Origin of the sequence: Citrobacter sp. RHBSTW-00881 (assembly GCF_013728515.1) — a bacterium.
In the GTDB taxonomy this organism is placed as follows: Bacteria; Pseudomonadota; Gammaproteobacteria; order Enterobacterales; family Enterobacteriaceae; genus Citrobacter; species Citrobacter braakii.
The window spans coordinates 2,322,995-2,341,394 of sequence record NZ_CP056269.1; the positions used below are offsets into that span (position 1 = coordinate 2,322,995).

Annotated in this window: 17 protein-coding genes and 1 other annotated feature; of the genes, 10 read left to right on the forward strand and 7 right to left on the reverse strand. The window is 52.6% G+C overall.

Features of this window, described 5'->3' with window-relative positions:
• Window positions 1-3: 3 nt before the first annotated feature.
• The 3 genes from trpD to trpL all read right to left on the reverse strand — a co-directional run bounded on the left by trpD (window position 4) and on the right by trpL (window position 3,300).
• On the reverse strand, window positions 4-1,599 hold the full coding sequence (trpD, locus tag HV311_RS11085; RefSeq protein WP_003020639.1) for a bifunctional anthranilate synthase glutamate amidotransferase component TrpG/anthranilate phosphoribosyltransferase TrpD: 1,596 nt from the start codon (window positions 1,597-1,599) through the stop codon (window positions 4-6).
• Window positions 1,599-3,161 carry an anthranilate synthase component 1 gene (locus HV311_RS11090; protein ID WP_016156654.1) on the reverse strand — a complete coding sequence of 521 codons (1,563 nt, stop codon included), beginning with the start codon at window positions 3,159-3,161 and terminating at the stop codon, window positions 1,599-1,601. The genes trpD and HV311_RS11090 overlap by 1 nt, the downstream gene beginning before the upstream one ends.
• 23 nt (window positions 3,162-3,184) lie before the next feature.
• Window positions 3,185-3,279: a sequence feature (Trp leader region), on the reverse strand.
• Complete coding sequence (gene trpL / locus HV311_RS11095) at window positions 3,256-3,300, reverse strand: trp operon leader peptide (protein WP_012905981.1); 45 nt, start codon at window positions 3,298-3,300, stop codon at window positions 3,256-3,258. It overlaps the preceding feature by 24 nt.
• A gap of 135 nt (window positions 3,301-3,435) precedes the next feature.
• On the opposite strand from trpL, the gene rnm reads away from it, so the two are divergent.
• From rnm to rluB, 3 genes are all read left to right on the forward strand, one after another.
• A complete protein-coding gene (gene rnm, locus HV311_RS11100; protein WP_029139558.1) occupies window positions 3,436-4,314 on the forward strand; it encodes an RNase RNM in 879 nt (292 codons plus the stop codon).
• Entirely contained in the window at window positions 4,311-4,931 is a 621-nt protein-coding gene (locus HV311_RS11105; RefSeq protein ID WP_016153256.1) for an L-threonylcarbamoyladenylate synthase, read from the forward strand. The genes rnm and HV311_RS11105 overlap by 4 nt, the downstream gene beginning before the upstream one ends.
• A gap of 100 nt (window positions 4,932-5,031) precedes the next feature.
• On the forward strand, window positions 5,032-5,907 hold the full coding sequence (gene rluB / locus HV311_RS11110; RefSeq protein WP_003020625.1) for a 23S rRNA pseudouridine(2605) synthase RluB: 876 nt from the start codon (window positions 5,032-5,034) through the stop codon (window positions 5,905-5,907).
• Between the two features lie 83 nt (window positions 5,908-5,990).
• Here rluB and cobO read toward each other — a convergent pair whose 3' ends face one another.
• Both cobO and HV311_RS11120 read right to left on the reverse strand, forming a co-directional pair.
• Complete coding sequence (gene cobO, locus HV311_RS11115) at window positions 5,991-6,581, reverse strand: cob(I)yrinic acid a,c-diamide adenosyltransferase (RefSeq protein WP_016153255.1); 591 nt, start codon at window positions 6,579-6,581, stop codon at window positions 5,991-5,993.
• Complete coding sequence (locus HV311_RS11120) at window positions 6,578-7,339, reverse strand: YciK family oxidoreductase (RefSeq protein WP_191221092.1); 762 nt, start codon at window positions 7,337-7,339, stop codon at window positions 6,578-6,580. The genes cobO and HV311_RS11120 overlap by 4 nt, the downstream gene beginning before the upstream one ends.
• 210 nt (window positions 7,340-7,549) lie before the next feature.
• Between HV311_RS11120 and sohB the strand changes: the two genes are divergently transcribed.
• The gene (gene sohB / locus HV311_RS11125) at window positions 7,550-8,596 is read left to right on the forward strand and encodes a protease SohB (protein WP_191221093.1); all 1,047 of its coding nucleotides are present in this window, start codon (window positions 7,550-7,552) and stop codon (window positions 8,594-8,596) included.
• A gap of 53 nt (window positions 8,597-8,649) precedes the next feature.
• On the opposite strand, the gene HV311_RS11130 is transcribed toward sohB, so the two are convergent.
• On the reverse strand, window positions 8,650-8,901 hold the full coding sequence (locus HV311_RS11130) for a YciN family protein (RefSeq protein ID WP_003020616.1): 252 nt from the start codon (window positions 8,899-8,901) through the stop codon (window positions 8,650-8,652).
• 397 nt (window positions 8,902-9,298) lie between these two features.
• Between HV311_RS11130 and topA the strand changes: the two genes are divergently transcribed.
• The 5 genes from topA (at window position 9,299) to acnA (ending at window position 16,651) form a co-directional block, all read left to right on the forward strand.
• Entirely contained in the window at window positions 9,299-11,896 is a 2,598-nt protein-coding gene (gene topA, locus HV311_RS11135; RefSeq protein ID WP_016153252.1) for a type I DNA topoisomerase, read from the forward strand.
• Window positions 11,897-12,104: 208 nt separating this feature from the next.
• Window positions 12,105-13,079 (forward strand): HTH-type transcriptional regulator CysB, encoded by a 975-nt coding sequence (gene cysB, locus HV311_RS11140; RefSeq protein WP_016153251.1) that lies wholly within the window; start codon window positions 12,105-12,107, stop codon window positions 13,077-13,079.
• 314 nt (window positions 13,080-13,393) lie between these two features.
• Window positions 13,394-13,534, forward strand: a complete 141-nt coding sequence (locus tag HV311_RS11145) for a YmiA family putative membrane protein (protein ID WP_213238933.1) — start codon at window positions 13,394-13,396, stop codon at window positions 13,532-13,534.
• A gap of 3 nt (window positions 13,535-13,537) precedes the next feature.
• Window positions 13,538-13,708: a hypothetical protein gene (locus HV311_RS11150; RefSeq protein WP_016153249.1), complete on the forward strand. Its 171-nt coding sequence runs from the start codon at window positions 13,538-13,540 to the stop codon at window positions 13,706-13,708.
• 267 nt (window positions 13,709-13,975) lie between these two features.
• Window positions 13,976-16,651: an aconitate hydratase AcnA gene (acnA, locus tag HV311_RS11155; protein ID WP_181635411.1), complete on the forward strand. Its 2,676-nt coding sequence runs from the start codon at window positions 13,976-13,978 to the stop codon at window positions 16,649-16,651.
• Between the two features lie 50 nt (window positions 16,652-16,701).
• Here the strand turns inward: acnA and ribA are convergent, their stop codons facing one another.
• Window positions 16,702-17,292: a GTP cyclohydrolase II gene (gene ribA, locus HV311_RS11160; RefSeq protein ID WP_016153247.1), complete on the reverse strand. Its 591-nt coding sequence runs from the start codon at window positions 17,290-17,292 to the stop codon at window positions 16,702-16,704.
• A gap of 202 nt (window positions 17,293-17,494) precedes the next feature.
• Between ribA and pgpB the strand changes: the two genes are divergently transcribed.
• Window positions 17,495-18,259 (forward strand): phosphatidylglycerophosphatase B, encoded by a 765-nt coding sequence (gene pgpB / locus HV311_RS11165; RefSeq protein WP_181635412.1) that lies wholly within the window; start codon window positions 17,495-17,497, stop codon window positions 18,257-18,259.
• The last annotated feature ends 141 nt before the right edge of the window (window positions 18,260-18,400 follow it).

Consider the following 18,400-nt stretch of genomic DNA (forward strand, 5'->3'; position numbering starts at 1 on the left):
CATTTACCCTCTTGCTGCCAGTGCAGTGACACGGTCATAGGCCGCGCCGCTGCGCAGTACATTAATCACGGTTTGCGCATTGGCTTTTAAATCTTCTTCACCGTGCAGGCGCATTAACATGGCGACATTCGCGGCAACAGCAGCTTCATGAGCGGCTTCACCTTTACCTTGTAACAAGCGACTAAGAATGTCACGGTTTTCTTCCGGCGTGCCGCCAGCCAGCTGTTCCTGGTGGTAGGGCGTCAGGCCAAAGTCTTCTGCCGTCAGTTGATAGCTCTTGATTTCGCCATCATGTAGCTCTGCCACAATGGTCGGTGCATGCAGGGAAACTTCATCCATGCCGCCGCTGTGCACCACGGCTGCCCGCTGATACCCCAACACGCGCAGCGTTTCGGCAATCGGCAGCACCAGTTCCGGACTGTAAACGCCGATCAGCGCCAGCGGCGGATGTGCCGGGTTAATCAACGGGCCGAGGACGTTAAACAGCGTACGGGTTTTCAACTGTTGGCGTACCGGCATAGCATGGCGAAAACCGGTGTGGTATTTCGGCGCAAACAAGAAACACACTCCGAGGTCGTCAAGTGCCTGACGGGATTTATCGGCGTTCATATCCAGATTGATGCCAAAAGCCGCTAACAGATCCGAAGAGCCCGACTTGCTGGAGACGCTGCGGTTGCCGTGTTTGGCGACTTTCAGTCCGCAAGCGGCCGCCACAAAGGCGCTGGCGGTGGAAATATTGATACTGTTGCTGCCGTCACCACCGGTACCAACAATATCGGCAAACAGATAATCAGGTCGCGGGAACGGGGCGGCGTTTTCCAGCAGCGCGGTTGCCGCACCGGCGATTTCATTCGGGTGCTCGCCGCGAATTTTCATGCTCACCAGCGCCGCAGCCAGTTGTTCCGGCTTCAGTTCACCGCGTACCACGGCGGAGAACAGCTGGTGGCTTTCCTGCTGAGACAGCGTCTGGGCCTGATACAGTTTCTCCAGAATAGGTTGCAGGGTATTGGTCTGTTCGAGTTTCTGTTGCGCCCAGGCCAGCGTTTGCTCCAGCAGACGTGCGCCCTGGGTGGTCAGAATGGATTCTGGATGGAACTGGAAGCCACATACGCGATCGGTATCGTGACGTACCGCCATCACCATGCCGTTAAAGTGGGCGTTGATGGTCAATCCGGCCGGAACGTTGCTGCCAACCAGCGAGTGATAACGCGCCACCGGCAGCGGATTTGCCAGACCGGCGAACATTGCCTGACCGTCGTGTTCAATGCTGGACGCTTTGCCGTGCAGGATTTCCCCCGCCTGTCCCACGTATCCACCATAGGCCTCGACAATGGCCTGATGCCCCAGACAAATGCCGATGATCGGCAGCTTGCCGCGCAGGCGGGTTAACAGCTCCGGCATGCAGCCCGCTTCGCTTGGCGCACCTGGACCTGGAGAGAGCATCAGCACCGGATTTTTCATGGTCGCTAAGCGGTCTATTAATGTCTGGGCCGGAATATGGTTGCGGTAAATCACCACGTTATGACCGTTAGTACGCAGCTGATCTGCCAGGTTATAGGTAAAAGAGTCGATATTATCGAGCAGCAGAATGTCAGCCATTAGAAGGTCTCCTGTGCGTGGTGTGCGGTGGCGATAGCACGCAGAACCGCACGCGCTTTATTACGGGTTTCATCGGCTTCTGACTGCCCAACGGAATCCAGAACAATTCCGGCGCCAGCCTGTACGGTGGCAATACCGTCTTCCACGAGGGCGGAACGAATCACAATACAGGTATCCAGATCGCCATGGGCCGTGAAGTAACCTACTGCGCCGCCATAGCTGCCGCGACGACGGCCCTCGGCCTCGGCGATAAGCTGCATGGCGCGAACTTTCGGCGCTCCGCTTAGCGTACCCATGTTCATACAGGCTCGGTAAGCATGCAGCACATCCAGATCGCTACGCAGCTCGCCGACTACGCGGGAAACCAGGTGCATAACGAAGGAATAACGATCCACTTTAGTGAGGTCAGCAACGTAGCGGCTGCCGGGTGTACAGATGCGTGCCAGGTCGTTACGCGCCAGGTCTACCAGCATCAGGTGCTCGGAAAGCTCTTTATGATCGGTACGCATCTCCAGCTCAATACGGCTGTCGAGATCTCGGTCCAGCGAACCGTCCGCACGACGACCGCGTGGGCGGGTCCCGGCAATCGGATAGATTTCAATCTGCCGGCTGGTGGCATCGTATTTCAGCGAGCTTTCCGGAGAGGCGCCGAACAGTGTGAAATCGTTGTCCTGCATAAAAAACATGTACGGGCTGGGGTTACTTTTCTTCAGCACATAGTAGGCCGCCAGCGGTGACGGGCAGGGCAGCGAGAAACGACGGGATGGAACCACCTGGAAAATTTCGCCAGCGCGAATGGCTTTTTGCATACCACGAACTACGGCGGCAAACTCTTCATCGCTCTGATTGCATTCGCAGCGCATGTGCGGAACTTCAGTAACGGGCAGCGGCGGCGCAGGTTCGGTAAGCTGCTGGCTCAGTTGCGCCAGACGGGCATTAAGACGCTGTTTTTCTGCATCGCTGGGGGTAAATATGCTGGCCTGAATGCGGGTGCTTTTCTTCTGATGGTCGATGACCATGAGCGTTTCTGCCAGATAGAAGCAGTAGTCAGGGCAACGGTTGCCCGCTTCAAGCTGAGGTAAATCTTCAAAACCGGCAACCAGGTCGTAGGAAAACAGACCGCCGAAGAACATTGCTTCACGTTCTTGCGCAGGAACATTAACCAGCTCCTGCAATAAACGGAAGGCATCAAATACGGACAGGGAACATAAGCGGGCGTCTTCATCCAGCAGCGGGCTAACGGCAGGGAATCGCAGATGGCGACCATTCGGTTGTTGTTTGTTCTCAACACCCGCAGGCAGGGCAGCATCCAGCAGCGGCAGCAGCGATGCGCCGTTAGCGGATAATGCCTGAATGGTGACAGTGTCACCGATGGCGGTAATGCGTAATGCACTGTCGACCAGCAGCAAGCTCTTCAGATCGTCTTTGCTGTCGATATCGGCAGATTCCAGCAGCAGCGTTGCCGGACGTGCGCCACACACCTGATGAAACAGCGCCGTCGGATTTTCACGGTAGGCGGCATCGCAAGCAAGCAGTTCGAGTGTCGGTTTTTGTGTTTGCATCGTTATTCTCATTAATTTTGTTCAAAAAAAAGCCCGCTCATTTGGCGGGCCGGGTATCTGGTTGCATATTGCAGACGTAAGACACTGCCCGAAATCAGGAAGTGCGCCACCAACCGTGCAGAACAAATGTTGCTTTCATCTCAGATACCTTCTTCATGTGAACTTGTGTACTAGTTAACTAGTTCAATGGAATAAAGTCAACACCTGATTTCAGTATATTTGTCTAAACCGCTATGATGGGCGGGTTAAGACATTTAGTGAAACGGGAGCCGCATTGAGCGACACGAATTACGCAGTGATTTATGACCTGCACAGTCATACTACAGCCTCCGATGGGCGATTAACGCCAGAAGCCTTAGTACACCGTGCGGTAGAGATGCGAGTCGGTACACTGGCGATCACCGATCATGACACCACGGCGGGTATTGCGGCGGCAAGAGAAGAAATTTCACGTGCGGGTTTAGCGTTAAATTTGATCCCTGGCGTCGAGATATCAACAGTCTGGGAAAACCATGAGATCCATATCGTGGGTCTGAACATTGATATCGCCCATCCAATGATGTGCGAATTTCTGGCGCAGCAAACGGAACGTCGTCAGCAGCGCGCGCGCCTGATTGCTGAACGACTCGACAAAGCGCATATTCCCGGCGCGTGGGAAGGGGCATTACGCCTGGCTGATGGCGGGGCGATCACTCGGGGGCATTTTGCGCGTTTCCTGGTGGAATGCGGAAAAGCCACAACCATGGCGGATGTCTTTAAAAAATATCTTGCCCGTGGGAAAACCGGTTACGTTCCGCCACAGTGGTGTACAATAGAACAAGCTATTGATGTCATTCATCATTCTGGCGGTAAGGCAGTTCTGGCTCATCCTGGGCGGTACGATCTTAGCGCTAAGTGGCTGAAAAGACTGGTTGCGCATTTTGCTGAACATCACGGCGACGCGATGGAAGTGGCACAGTGCCAGCAGTCTCCCAATGAACGCACCCATCTGGCGACGCTTGCGCGTCAGCATCAACTGTGGGCATCGCAAGGGTCTGATTTTCATCTACCCTGCCCATGGATTGAGCTGGGTCGTAAACTCTGGTTGCCCGCAGGCGTAGAAGGCGTCTGGCAACTTTGGGAACAGCCCGAGACCACAGAGAGGAAAGTATGAGCCAGTTTTTTTATATTCATCCCGAAAACCCACAGCAGCGACTGATCAATCAGGCCGTTGAAATCGTGCGTAAAGGAGGGGTGATCGTCTATCCAACTGATTCCGGCTATGCGTTGGGTTGCAAAATTGAAGATAAAGGCGCAATGGAGCGCATTTGTCGCATCCGTCACCTGCCGGACGGGCACAACTTTACGCTGATGTGTCGTGACCTGTCCGAACTGTCGACCTATTCGTTTGTCGACAACGTGGCCTTCCGTTTAATTAAAAACAACACGCCGGGCAACTACACGTTCATCCTGAAGGGGACGAAAGAAGTACCACGTCGACTGTTGCAGGAAAAACGTAAGACCATCGGCTTGCGTGTACCCTCGAATCCGATTGCGCTGGCGCTGCTGGAAGCGCTGGGCGAGCCTATGCTCTCTACATCACTGATGCTGCCGGGCAGCGAATTTACCGAGTCAGATCCGGAAGAAATCAAAGATCGTCTGGAGAAAGTGGTGGATTTGATTATCCACGGTGGATATCTCGGCCAGCAGCCAACCACGGTCATTGATTTAACCGATGATTCCCCGGTGGTATTGCGCGAAGGCGTTGGCGACGTTAAACCTTTCTTATAAGGGCGCGAACCGCTATACTACGCGGCCTTAAAATGGCGCTGACTGGCGCCGTTGATTCTCCTGTTCGACGCCTGTGAAGGCGACATCTAAAGGAAGCTCTATGAGCGAAAAGTTACAAAAAGTGCTGGCGCGCGCTGGCCACGGTTCTCGCCGTGAAATTGAATCCATAATTGCCGCGGGTCGCGTGAGCGTTGATGGCAAAATTGCCACGCTCGGCGATCGCGTTGAAGTTACGCCGGGTCTGAAAATCCGTATCGACGGTCATCTGATTTCGGTGAAAGAATCTGCGGAGCAAATCTGCCGTGTTCTGGCTTATTACAAGCCAGAAGGTGAACTGTGTACCCGTAACGACCCGGAAGGTCGTCCGACCGTGTTTGATCGTCTGCCAAAACTGCGCGATGCGCGCTGGATTGCCGTGGGACGTCTGGACGTGAATACCTGTGGTTTACTGCTGTTTACCACCGATGGCGAACTGGCGAACCGTCTGATGCACCCAAGCCGCGAAGTTGAACGTGAATATGCGGTGCGTGTGTTTGGTCAGGTTGATGACGCGAAACTGCGCGATCTGAGTCGTGGCGTGCAGCTGGAAGATGGTCCGGCCGCATTTAAAACGATCAAGTTCAGCGGCGGTGAAGGGATCAACCAGTGGTATAACGTCACGTTGACCGAAGGGCGTAACCGTGAAGTCCGTCGCCTGTGGGAAGCCGTGGGCGTGCAGGTAAGTCGTCTTATCCGTGTACGTTACGGTGATATCCCACTGCCGAAGGGCCTGCCGCGTGGCGGCTGGACGGAACTTGACCTCGCGCAGACCAACTATTTGCGTGAACTGGTGGAACTGAAGCCGGAAACCACCTCTAAAGTTGCCGTCGAGAAAGATCGTCGCCGTATGAAGGCAAACCAGATCCGGCGTGCGGTGAAGCGCCACTCTCAGGTCGGCAGCAGCCGTCGACCGGGCGGTCGCAGCAACAACGGTTAATCATGAGTAGGCCTGATAAGCAACGCGCCATCAGGCGCGAGCGTGGAGCCGGATGCGGCGTAAGCGCCTTATCCGGCCTACTATCAGTAATCGATCCCCATCTGGGCTTTCACACCCGCTTCAAAGGCGTGCTTAACCGGCCGCAGTTCGCTGACCGTATCCGCTAACTCCAGAATATCGCGATGACATCCACGACCGGTGATAATGACCGTTTGATGGGCAGGGCGCGCGTTTAGGGCATTAATGACCTCGTCGAGCGGCAGATAGTCGTATGCAACCATGTAGGTCAGCTCGTCCAGTATCACCATATCCAGCTCAGCGTCAGCCAGCATCCGCTTGCCGTGTTCCCATACGGCCATGCAGGCTGCGGTGTCCGACTCTCGGTTCTGCGTTTCCCAGGTAAATCCTGTCGCCATGACCTGAAACTCAACGCCGTGGGGTTCGAGTAAGTTACGTTCACCGTTTGGCCACGTCCCCTTAATAAATTGCACTACGCCGACTTTTTTACCGTGGCCTACTGCGCGCGTGGCGGTACCGAACGCGGCGGTGGTTTTACCCTTACCATTTCCGGTGAACACAATAATAATCCCGCGCTCGTCTCTGGCGGCGGCAACACGGGCGTCAACCCGGTCTTTTACGCGCTGCTGGCGCTGCTGATAGCGTTCTTCACTCATTGGGCGATTCCTGGTTTACGGCCCGGCTGGGCATCGAAAGTCATACCGGTTTTACGGCGGCTGTCATCGCCCATCAGCCACAGGTAGAGCGGCATAATATCGGCGGGAGTTTTCAATTTTTGCGGATCTTCCGTCGGGAACGCGTTGGCTCGCATGCCGGTACGCGTTCCACCAGGATTGATACAGTTTACGCGCAGGTGGCGGTTCTGATATTCATCAGCCAGAACCTGCATCATTCCTTCGGTAGCAAATTTGGAGGTGGCGTATGCCCCCCAGTTGGCGCGCCCCTGGCGACCGACGCTGGAGGAGGTAAAGACCAGCGATCCGGCATCGGATTTGAGCAACAACGGCAGCAATGCCTGAGTCAGCATAAAGGTGGCGTTCACGTTTACCTGCATCACGTCCTGCCATACCTGCGGGTTTTGCTCGCTCATCGGGCAAATGTCACCGAGCAATCCGGCATTATGCAATACGCCATCCAGACGCGGGAAATGCGCGGCAATGCGCTGTGCGAGCTGGTTGCATTCGTCAGACGTACAGGTGAGCAGATCCAGCGTGAACCAGTGTGGTTGCGTACCTTTTTCTTCGGCGATGGAGCGGGCAACCTGACGCAACTTTTCTTCGTTACGCCCTAACAGAATCACGGTCGCGCCGTAACGCGCGTAGGTCTGTGCGGCTTCACGCCCGATACCATCGCTGGCACCGGTGACCAGAATAATGCGGTCCTGTAGAAGATCTTGTTTCGGTTGATAATGCACGGCTACTCCTCGGCGACGTCCTGGCCATCTCGTTCGCGATAACTTTTGGGCTTTATGCCTTAAACCCTGTTCTTTTTCAATCAGCCAAAGGCAATAACACCGCAAAATGAACGCGTTGTCATGCTTTTTACTGAATGGATGAAGCAAGACGGGTTAACAAGGCTGTTGTACACTGAGCGAAAGTAGCGTTGTTTAACCAAGGTGGGTCACGTGGAATTGTTGTCTGAATATGGGTTGTTTTTGGCAAAAATTGTCACTGTCGTGGTGGCTATTGCGGTGGTAGTTATGCTGATCGTAAACGCGACACAACGCAAACGTCAGCGTGGGGAATTGCGGGTTATTAATCTCAGCGATCAATATAAAGAGATGAAAGAAGACCTGTCGCTGGCCTTATTGGATGGGCATCAGCAAAAATTCTGGCATAAGGCGCAGAAAAAGAAACACAAGCTTGAGGCGAAGGCCGCTAAGGCAAAAGCGAAACTGGGAGACAGTACGTCATCTGATAAACCACGGGTATGGGTACTTGATTTTAAAGGCAGTATGGATGCCCATGAGGTCAGCGCATTACGCGAAGAGGTGACGGCAGTGCTGGCGGTCGTTAAACCCCAGGATCAGGTCGTGGTTCGTCTGGAAAGTCCGGGCGGCGTAGTACACGGCTATGGCCTGGCCGCGTCCCAGTTACAACGTCTGCGCGATAAGCAGATCCCGCTGACCGTTACGGTAGATAAAGTCGCTGCGAGCGGCGGATATATGATGGCTTGCGTGGCGGATAAAATTGTCTCGGCGCCGTTTGCTATTGTCGGCTCTATTGGCGTTGTGGCACAGATCCCGAACTTTCACCGCTTCCTGAAAGGGAAAGATATTGATATCGAACTGCACACCGCCGGACAGTACAAGCGTACGCTGACCTTACTTGGTGAAAACACGGAAGAAGGGCGGCAGAAATTCCGCGAAGACCTGAACGAAACCCATCATCTGTTTAAAGATTTTGTACAGCGCATGCGTCCGGCTCTGGACATTGAACAGGTTGCCACGGGTGAACACTGGTTTGGTCAACAGGCGCTGGCCAACGGGCTGGTGGATGAGATCAATACCAGCGATGAGGTGATCCTCGGGCTGATGGACGGTCGTGACGTATTAAACGTACGTTATCTGCAGCGTAAAAAACTGATGGACCGTTTAACCGGCAGTGCCGCCGAGAGCGCCGATCGTTTACTGATGCGCTGGTGGCAGCGGGGGCAAAAACCGTTGATGTAAAATTGTAATTGCCGGATGAGGCGCAGCCGTCATCCGGCAAATCATTTCTCGTGTTAATCGATCAAGTGATACTTTTCAGAAAGTACGTGCGCCAGATGTTTAAACATATTAAACACCGCCGTACTTTTGGGCGTCGGTAGCCCTTGTTCGTCTAAAAAGTAATCTCCGCTGAAAACCAGCACGCCATTTCGCTGCGTTACGCCGGTGGCGACAATCCCCGCCAGCGTGTCCTCATGCTCACGAATGATTTTGTTGGCTTCAATCAGCAGTGTTTCGCGATCGATGGGTTGAGTGTCTTTATGCATTATTTACTCCTTAAACAAGGACATTAGTCTACGCCGAGCCCGGCTTATGGGCAAATATTCCCTGACTTAAATGAAGGTCTTACGACAGTGTTGCAAGTGGCGAGATTTGTTTTTGCATGCTAATAAAGTTGCGTAACGCATTTTATCAGGTACAGTGTGACGCTTTCGTCAATCTGGCAACAGATTTGCTTGACATTCGACCAATACTCCGTCGTGCTATAGCGTTTGTGAGCGAAAAAGCCTGTTAACTCAGTTACATGAGAGTTACATTACAAGCGCGAATCAGTTTAAGGGTTGATATCCGCCGACGCAGAGACCATATCGATGTCTCGTCGCCAGTGGAAGGTGAATCAACGTGCGACGCATTCTGGAAGAATCAAATTAGGTAAAGGTGAATATGGGTAAAGCTCTTGTCATCGTTGAGTCCCCGGCAAAAGCCAAAACGATCAACAAGTATCTGGGTAATGACTACGTGGTGAAATCCAGCGTCGGTCATATCCGTGATTTGCCGACCAGTGGCTCAGCAACTAAAAAGAGCGCCGACTCAACCTCCACCAAAACGGCTAAAAAGCCCAAAAAGGATGAACGTGGCGCTCTCGTCAATCGTATGGGTGTTGACCCGTGGCACAACTGGGATGCGCGCTATGAAGTGCTGCCCGGGAAAGAAAAAGTTGTTTCTGAACTGAAGCAACTGGCTGAAAAAGCCGACCACATCTATCTCGCAACCGACCTTGACCGCGAAGGGGAAGCCATTGCGTGGCACCTGCGGGAAGTGATCGGTGGCGACGACACCCGCTACAGTCGCGTGGTGTTTAACGAAATTACCAAAAACGCTATTCGTCAGGCGTTTGAAAAACCGGGCGAACTGAACATCGACCGTGTTAATGCGCAACAGGCGCGCCGCTTTATGGACCGTGTTGTGGGCTATATGGTGTCGCCGCTGCTGTGGAAAAAAATTGCGCGAGGCCTGTCAGCAGGCCGCGTACAGTCGGTTGCCGTGCGTCTGGTGGTTGAGCGTGAACGCGAAATCAAAGCATTCGTTCCTGAAGAGTTCTGGGAAATTGATGCTAACACGACCACGCCAGGTGGTGACGCGTTACCGCTTGAGGTGACGCATCAGAATGATAAACCGTTCCGTCCGGTCAACCGGGAACAAACGCTTGCCGCCGTTAGCCTGTTGGAAAAAGCGCGCTACAGCGTTCTGGAACGCGAAGATAAGCCGACCAGCAGCAAGCCGGGTGCGCCGTTCATCACCTCCACGCTACAGCAGGCCGCCAGCACGCGTCTGGGCTTCGGCGTGAAGAAAACCATGATGATGGCGCAGCGCTTGTATGAAGCGGGCTACATCACTTATATGCGTACTGACTCAACCAACCTGAGCCAGGATGCGGTGAACATGGTTCGCGATTACATCAGCGATAATTTCGGCAAAAAGTATCTGCCGGAGAGCGCGAACCAGTACGCCAGCAAAGAGAACTCGCAGGAAGCGCACGAAGCTATCCGTCCTTCCGATGTCGCCGTTCAGGCGGAATCGCTGAAAGATATGGAAGCCGATGCGCAAAAACTGTATCAGCTGATCTGGCGCCAGTTTGTTGCCTGCCAGATGACGCCTGCTAAATATGATTCCACCACGCTGACGGTGGGCGCGGGTGATTTCCGTCTGAAGGCGCGTGGTCGTATTCTGCGCTTCGATGGCTGGACGAAAGTGATGCCTGCGCTGCGTAAGGGCGATGAAGACCGCATTTTACCTGCGGTGGATAAAGGCGATACGTTGACGCTCATCGAACTGACACCTGCGCAACACTTTACCAAACCGCCTGCGCGCTTCAGTGAAGCTTCGCTGGTTAAAGAGCTTGAAAAACGTGGGATTGGTCGCCCATCCACGTATGCGTCGATCATTTCTACGATTCAGGATCGCGGTTATGTTCGCGTTGAGAACCGTCGCTTCTACGCTGAAAAAATGGGTGAAATCGTCACCGATCGTCTGGAAGAAAACTTCCGCGAACTGATGAACTACGACTTTACCGCGCAGATGGAAGACAGTCTCGACCAGGTGGCAAATCACGAAGCCGAATGGAAGGGCGTACTCGACAACTTCTTCACTGATTTTACTCAGCAACTGGATAAAGCCGAGAAAGATCCTGAAGAGGGCGGTATGCGTCCGAACCAGATGGTGCTGACCAGCATTGATTGCCCAACCTGCGGTCGCAAGATGGGTATTCGTACCGCCAGCACCGGCGTTTTCCTGGGGTGTTCTGGCTATGCGCTTTCCCCGAAAGAGCGTTGCAAAACCACCATTAACCTGGTGCCGGAAAACGAAGTGCTGAACGTGCTGGAAGGCGACGATGCGGAAACCAACGCTTTGCGCGCCAAACGTCGCTGCCAGAAGTGCGGCACGGCGATGGACAGCTACCTTATCGATCCTAAGCGCAAGCTGCATGTATGTGGTAATAACCCTACCTGCGACGGCTATGAGATCGAAGAAGGCGAATTCCGCATCAAGGGTTATGACGGTCCTATTGTTGAGTGCGAGAAATGTGGCTCTGAAATGCACCTGAAAATGGGACGTTTCGGCAAGTACATGGCGTGTACCAACGACGAGTGCAAAAATACCCGTAAGATCCTGCGTAACGGTGAAGTTGCTCCACCGAAAGAGGATCCGGTTCCGTTGCCGGAACTGCCGTGTGAAAAATCTGATGCGTATTTCGTGTTACGTGATGGCGCTGCAGGGATCTTCCTGGCGGCAAATACGTTCCCGAAATCACGTGAGACACGTGCGCCGCTGGTTGAGGAGTTGTACCGCTTCCGCGATCGTCTGCCGGAAAAACTGCGCTATCTGGCAGATGCGCCGCAGACTGACCCAGACGGCAACAAGTCGATGGTTCGTTTCAGCCGTAAAACCAAGCAGCAATACGTTGCTGCGGAGAAAGACGGTAAGGCGACCGGCTGGTCCGCGTTCTTCGTTGACGGTAAATGGGTCGAAGGGAAGAAATAACAGCATTCCGGCTGAATTTCTCCTCAAAGGGTCGCGTAAGCGGCCCTTTTTGTTTCTGGCGTATTATTTTTTGTCATCCCTATACAGCTCACATAGAAATGATATAGTGGTTATAGTTAACACACTTTTTATTATTAAATCGTATTAGCAGCGCCAACGAGCCTGCTCTGAAACGATGATTTGATGGCGCAAATCGGGATGGCTTAACATGAAATTACAGCAGCTTCGCTACATTGTTGAGGTGGTGAACCACAACCTTAATGTCTCCTCAACGGCGGAAGGGCTTTATACCTCGCAGCCAGGTATCAGTAAGCAAGTTCGTATGCTGGAAGATGAACTTGGCATCCAGATTTTTGCCCGTAGCGGTAAGCACCTGACCCAGGTTACGCCAGCGGGGCAGGAAGTCATTCGAATCGCGCGAGAAGTTTTGTCGAAGGTGGACGCCATTAAGTCCGTTGCTGGCGAACATACCTGGCCGGACAAAGGCTCACTGTATATCGCCACCACGCACACTCAGGCGCGTTACGCTTTGCCGAACGTCATTAAAGGCTTTATTGAGCGTTATCCTCGCGTCTCATTGCATATGCACCAGGGGTCGCCGACGCAAATCGCCGAAGCCGTCTCGAAAGGGAATGCAGATTTTGCTATCGCGACGGAAGCCCTGCACCTGTATGACGATCTGGTGATGCTGCCTTGCTACCACTGGAACCGTTCGATTGTCGTTACGCCGGACCATCCGTTGGCGGGCAAATCCGCCGTATCCATTGAAGAACTGGCGCAGTACCCGCTGGTGACCTACACGTTTGGATTTACCGGACGTTCGGAACTGGACACCGCGTTCAACCGTGCGGGGCTTGAGCCGCGTATAGTTTTTACCGCGACCGATGCCGATGTCATTAAGACCTATGTACGCCTGGGCCTTGGCGTGGGGGTAATTGCCAGTATGGCGGTTGATCCTGTCTCCGACCCTGACCTGGTGCGCGTTGATGCCCATGATATCTTCAGCCATAGCACCACCAAGATTGGTTTTCGTCGCAGCACTTTTTTACGCAGTTACATGTATGATTTTATTCAACGTTTCGCGCCGCATCTGACGCGTGATGTGGTGGATACGGCGGTGGCGCTACGTTCCAACGACGATATTGAAGCCATGTTTAAAGATATTAAATTGCCTGAGAAATAATAACGGCTGTTACCTCGTCGGTATCCTCAAACATAAAGCGATACCGACGGCAGAGTCTGAATCTATTCAATATTTTTCCTCTATGTATTAACCATATATTGTTTATGGTAAACACTTGCTAAAGTAGTTTCAAATTAGTAAGGTCGCCAAAAACCCCTCTCAAATATTTATAACCGATCAAATAATTAATTTATTTATCAGGTCGAGTATGAAAATTAACTGGCTTTTTTTGACCTTTTTTATTAGGATTCCTCCTATCTGATGATTAATTGTACCGATTGTTTGGTGCTTAAATGATAAGTGATTTCGATAGTATGAGGTTAGCGATGCCTTCAGGAAACCAGCCAGCACGCCGGGATCCCGTCATGAAACGTAAAGCCTGGTTCGCTGTGTTTCTTGGCTCTGCCGTGTTCTGGATTATTGTCGCGCTCGTGGCCTGGAATGTGTGGGGGTAGGTCATGTCCACACTGGAACAACGCTCCACCGTGATGCCATCTCCGGATGATCATGAACAAGAGAGTCAACGCAGCGCAGAGAATAAGCCGAATATTCCAGCGACCTGGAAACTCTCTCCTGAACAACGGGCGTTTATCGATCTGTTTGCGGATGATGATGAACAGAAACAATAATTGATACGAATTTTATAATTATTATTAGTCTGTTGTCTTGTACTGCAAATATTTTATTCCGGGCAATCGTGATGAGCCATGCTTATCACCGTATTAACCTTGACCGCTTAAACCTTTCTCCTCGCCAGATACTTCAGTTGTCCCTTTTGTAGCCCTCCACTTTTATCAATTTGAGTTGTTATCAAAGCGTTACATTTTGTTTGTGTTATCTTTAATACTAACCCTGAGGAAAATCAGGGGATCCAACCCTGTCATTAAGGAGGAGCTATGTCGTCGACCCTACGAGAAGCCAGTAAGGACACATTGCAGGTTAAAGATAAAACCTACCGTTACTACAGTCTGCCGCTGGCCGCTAAATCACTGGGTGATATCACCCGTTTACCGAAATCGCTAAAAGTTTTGCTGGAAAACCTGCTTCGCTGGCAGGACGGTAATTCCGTTACCGAAGATGATATTCATGTGCTTGCGCATTGGCTGAAGACCGCCCATGCCGATCGAGAAATTGCCTATCGACCTGCTCGTGTTCTGATGCAGGATTTTACCGGCGTGCCGGCGGTGGTCGATCTCGCCGCCATGCGCGAAGCGGTGAAACGTCTGGGTGGGGATACGGCAAAAGTGAATCCGCTTTCGCCAGTGGATCTTGTCATTGACCACTCGGTAACGGTGGATCGTTTCGGTGATGATGATGCTTTCGAAGAAAACGTGCGCCTGGAAATGGAACGTAACCATGAACGTTATGTGTTCCTGAAATGGGGACAGCAGGCATTTAGTCGCTTCAGCGTTGTACCGCCGGGTACGGGGATTTGCCACCAGGTTAACCTTGAATATCTTGGCAAAGCTGTCTGGAGCGAGTTACAGGACGGTGAGTGGGTGGCTTATCCCGATACACTGGTCGGTACCGATTCCCATACCACGATGATTAATGGTCTCGGTGTGCTGGGCTGGGGCGTTGGAGGCATTGAAGCTGAAGCGGCAATGCTAGGTCAACCGGTCTCAATGCTGATCCCGGATGTTGTGGGCTTTAAACTGGTGGGTAAACTGCGGGAAGGCATCACTGCCACCGACCTGGTTCTGACCGTCACCCAGATGCTGCGTAAGCACGGTGTAGTCGGTAAATTCGTTGAATTCTACGGTGATGGGCTGGACACCTTACCTCTGGCCGATCGAGCAACCATTGCGAACATGGCACCGGAATACGGCGCAACCTGCGGTTTCTTCCCGATCGATGACATTACCCTTGAGTATATGCGTCTGAGCGGGCGCAGTGAGGAACAGGTTGAGTTGGTCAATGCCTATGCCAAAGCGCAGGGAATGTGGCGTAACCCAGGGGATGAACCTGTGTTTACCAGTTCGTTGGAGCTGGATATGGGCAGTGTAGAGGCAAGCCTTGCTGGACCGAAGCGTCCGCAGGATCGGGTGGCGCTGGCTGATGTGCCGAAAGCCTTTTCGGCGAGTAATGAACTCGAGGTGAATAGCTCGCTTAAAGACCGCCAGCCAGTGGACTATACCATGAGCGGTCAGCAGTATAAGTTGCCGGACGGCGCGGTGGTGATAGCCGCTATCACCTCTTGTACCAACACCTCAAACCCAAGTGTATTGATGGCGGCTGGGCTGCTGGCGAAAAAAGCCGTAACGCTTGGTTTGAAACGTCAGCCATGGGTGAAAGCCTCGTTGGCGCCAGGATCGAAGGTGGTTTCCGATTATCTGGCAAAGGCTGGGTTTACTCCGTACCTTGATGAGCTGGGATTTAATCTTGTGGGTTATGGCTGTACCACCTGTATTGGCAACTCTGGACCCTTACCCGATCCTATCGAAACAGCCATCAAAAAAGGCGATCTTACGGTTGGGGCAGTGCTTTCTGGAAACCGTAACTTTGAAGGTCGTATCCATCCGCTCGTGAAGACCAACTGGCTGGCGTCTCCGCCGCTGGTGGTAGCCTACGCGCTGGCGGGGAATATGAATATCAACCTGACGAAAGATCCGTTAGGCCATGACAGAAAAGGCGATCCCGTTTATCTGAAAGATATTTGGCCGACAGCCAAGGAAATTGCCCGCGCCGTTGAGCAGGTCTCTACCGCCATGTTCCACAAAGAGTATGCTGAAGTCTTTGAAGGCACGCCAGAATGGAAAGCAATCCAGGTTGATCGCGCTGATACCTATGGCTGGCAGTCTGACTCGACCTATATCCGTTTGTCACCGTTCTTCGATGGTATGCAGGCTACGCCGGATCCGGTTCAGGACATTCACGGTGCGCGTATTCTGGCGATGCTCGGAGATTCTGTTACCACCGACCATATTTCTCCTGCCGGCAGTATTAAACCAGACAGCCCGGCGGGGCGCTATCTGCAAAGCCATGGCGTTGAGCGTAAAGATTTTAACTCTTACGGTTCACGACGCGGGAATCATGAAGTGATGATGCGTGGTACCTTTGCCAATATTCGTATTCGCAATGAGATGGTACCCGGCGTGGAAGGTGGTATGACGCGTCATTTGCCGGGAACCGAAGTGGTAGCTATTTATGATGCGGCCATGCAATACCAGCAGGAGAACGTGCCTCTGGCGGTGATTGCCGGGAAAGAGTATGGATCCGGCTCCAGCCGCGACTGGGCGGCGAAAGGCCCACGTTTGCTGGGAGTTCGCGTGGTTATCGCAGAGTCTTTTGAGCGAATTCACCGTTCTAACCTGATTGGCATGGGCATTTTACCGCTGGAATTCCCGCAGGGCGTCACGCGTAAAACGCTGGGATTAACCGGTGAGGAGGCGATCGATATTACGGACCTACAAAACATTAAACCGGGGGCGACAGTTCCGGTGAGTATGGTACGCGCAGATGGGCGTAAAGAGGTGATTCTATGCCGCTGTCGCATTGATACCGCGACGGAGCTAACGTATTACCAAAACGACGGCATTCTGCACTACGTGATTCGTAATATGTTGAATTAAAATGCAAAAAAGCCTGCGAGAGCAGGCTTTTTGATAGGCGGTGACAACGATTATTTGCCCAGCAAATGTCCCATCTTGGCGGCTTTGGTGTCCAGATAATGTTCATTTTTTGGATTACGGCCCACGATCAGCGGTACGCGTTCAACAATATTGATTCCCGCTTCGGTCAGGATTTCTACTTTCTTCGGGTTATTGGTCAGCAAACGTACCGCATCCACGCCCAGCAGCTTGAACATATCGGCACACAGCGTGAAATCGCGCTCGTCTGCCGCAAATCCCAACTGATGATTCGCTTCAACGGTATCATAACCCTGGTCCTGCAACGCGTAAGCGCGGATTTTGTTGAGCAGGCCAATGTTGCGTCCTTCCTGACGGTGATAAAGCAGAATACCACGCCCTTCTTCTGCAATGTGGGTGAGGGCCGCTTCGAGCTGGAAACCGCAATCGCAACGCAGGCTAAACAGCGCATCACCAGTCAAACATTCGGAGTGGACGCGCGCCAGGACAGGTGTTTGGCCTGTTATATCACCAAAAACCAGTGCGACATGATCGTGTCCGGTTGCCAGTTCTTCAAATCCCACCATCAGGAAATCACCCCAGGGGGTTGGCAGTTTGGCTTCTGCCACACGTTTAAGCTGCATGTAATTCTCCAGATTATGCTGGCACTCGTCGTGCCTTCGCCTGTCGGCTTCTGTTCTGTATTACACTATTTTGCCATAAGGCAACGACGTTCACCTAATCGCGACCACGGATTCGCTTTTGGAATGGCACAAAATTGTCAATTTTCCCGACGTGTGAATTTTTCAGTTATGATTGTGATACTTATCGACGAAAGGAGAGGCAATGCTGTCTATTGCAAAGCGCACCGCAGTGGGGACCGGACTGCTACTTATCATGCCGGTTGCCGTATGGGTATCAGGCTGGAGCTGGCAGCCGGGGCACAATGTCTGGTGGTTAAAATCCTTGTACTGGGTAACGGAAACGGTGACGCAGCCGTGGGGAATTATCACTCACGTTGCGCTTTGTGCATGGTTTCTGTGGTGCCTGCGTTTTCGTCTTAAAGCCGCGATAATGTTGTTTGCTATTCTGGCAGCGGCGATTTTAGTGGGACAGGGCGTGAAGTCCTGGGTAAAAGACAGGGTGCAAGAACCGCGACCTTTTGTCGTGTGGCTGGAAAAAACGCACCATATTCCGGTTGATGAGTTCTACACTTTAAAACGTAAAGATCGTGGGCATTTAGTCAAAGAACAATTGGCCGAACAGCAGGATATTCCAACGTTTTTACGCAAGCACTGGCAAAAAGAAACGGGGTTTGCCTTTCCGTCCGGACATACGATGTTTGCCGCCAGTTGGGCTTTACTGGGCGTAGGGCTGTTATGGCCGCGCAGACGTACGCTGACGATTGTGTTTTTGCTGATCTGGGCGACCGGCGTGATGGGCAGCCGCTTGCTGTTAGGCATGCACTGGCCCCGTGATTTGGTGGTGGCAACGCTGATTTCGTGGCTGCTGGTGACGCTGGCAACCTGGTTTGCACAGCGGGTATGCGGACCATTAACCCCACCAGTGCAGGAGAAAAAAGAAATCGCGCAGCGAGAACAAGAAAGCTAGCGATGATTGATTTTTCAAATTTTGCCCTTAAATCATAAAGTGGAAAGCGCTTTTCCGTTTCGCACTCGTTGTGAAAATGGTAATTTAAAGGGCTCAACGCGGTAAGTTGGACACGATTTATTCGCTCAAACCACATAACGG

Bases quoted from the DNA above. Each gene is read 5' to 3' on its own strand.
- HV311_RS11130 (WP_003020616.1), bottom strand. From the start codon at position 8,901: ATGCATAAAGACACTCAACCCATCGATCGCGAAACACTGCTGATTGAA.
- HV311_RS11150 (WP_016153249.1), top strand. From the start codon at position 13,538: ATGTCCACACTGGAACAACGCTCCACCGTGATGCCATCTCCGGATGAT.
- ribA (WP_016153247.1), bottom strand. From the start codon at position 17,292: ATGCAGCTTAAACGTGTGGCAGAAGCCAAACTGCCAACCCCCTGGGGT.
- HV311_RS11145 (WP_213238933.1), top strand. From the start codon at position 13,394: ATGAGGTTAGCGATGCCTTCAGGAAACCAGCCAGCACGCCGGGATCCC.
- pgpB (WP_181635412.1), top strand. From the start codon at position 17,495: ATGCTGTCTATTGCAAAGCGCACCGCAGTGGGGACCGGACTGCTACTT.
- cobO (WP_016153255.1), bottom strand. From the start codon at position 6,581: ATGAGTGAAGAACGCTATCAGCAGCGCCAGCAGCGCGTAAAAGACCGG.
- acnA (WP_181635411.1), top strand. From the start codon at position 13,976: ATGTCGTCGACCCTACGAGAAGCCAGTAAGGACACATTGCAGGTTAAA.
- rluB (WP_003020625.1), top strand. From the start codon at position 5,032: ATGAGCGAAAAGTTACAAAAAGTGCTGGCGCGCGCTGGCCACGGTTCT.
- HV311_RS11090 (WP_016156654.1), bottom strand. From the start codon at position 3,161: ATGCAAACACAAAAACCGACACTCGAACTGCTTGCTTGCGATGCCGCC.
- topA (WP_016153252.1), top strand. From the start codon at position 9,299: ATGGGTAAAGCTCTTGTCATCGTTGAGTCCCCGGCAAAAGCCAAAACG.
- HV311_RS11105 (WP_016153256.1), top strand. From the start codon at position 4,311: ATGAGCCAGTTTTTTTATATTCATCCCGAAAACCCACAGCAGCGACTG.
- cysB (WP_016153251.1), top strand. From the start codon at position 12,105: ATGAAATTACAGCAGCTTCGCTACATTGTTGAGGTGGTGAACCACAAC.
- trpD (WP_003020639.1), bottom strand. From the start codon at position 1,599: ATGGCTGACATTCTGCTGCTCGATAATATCGACTCTTTTACCTATAAC.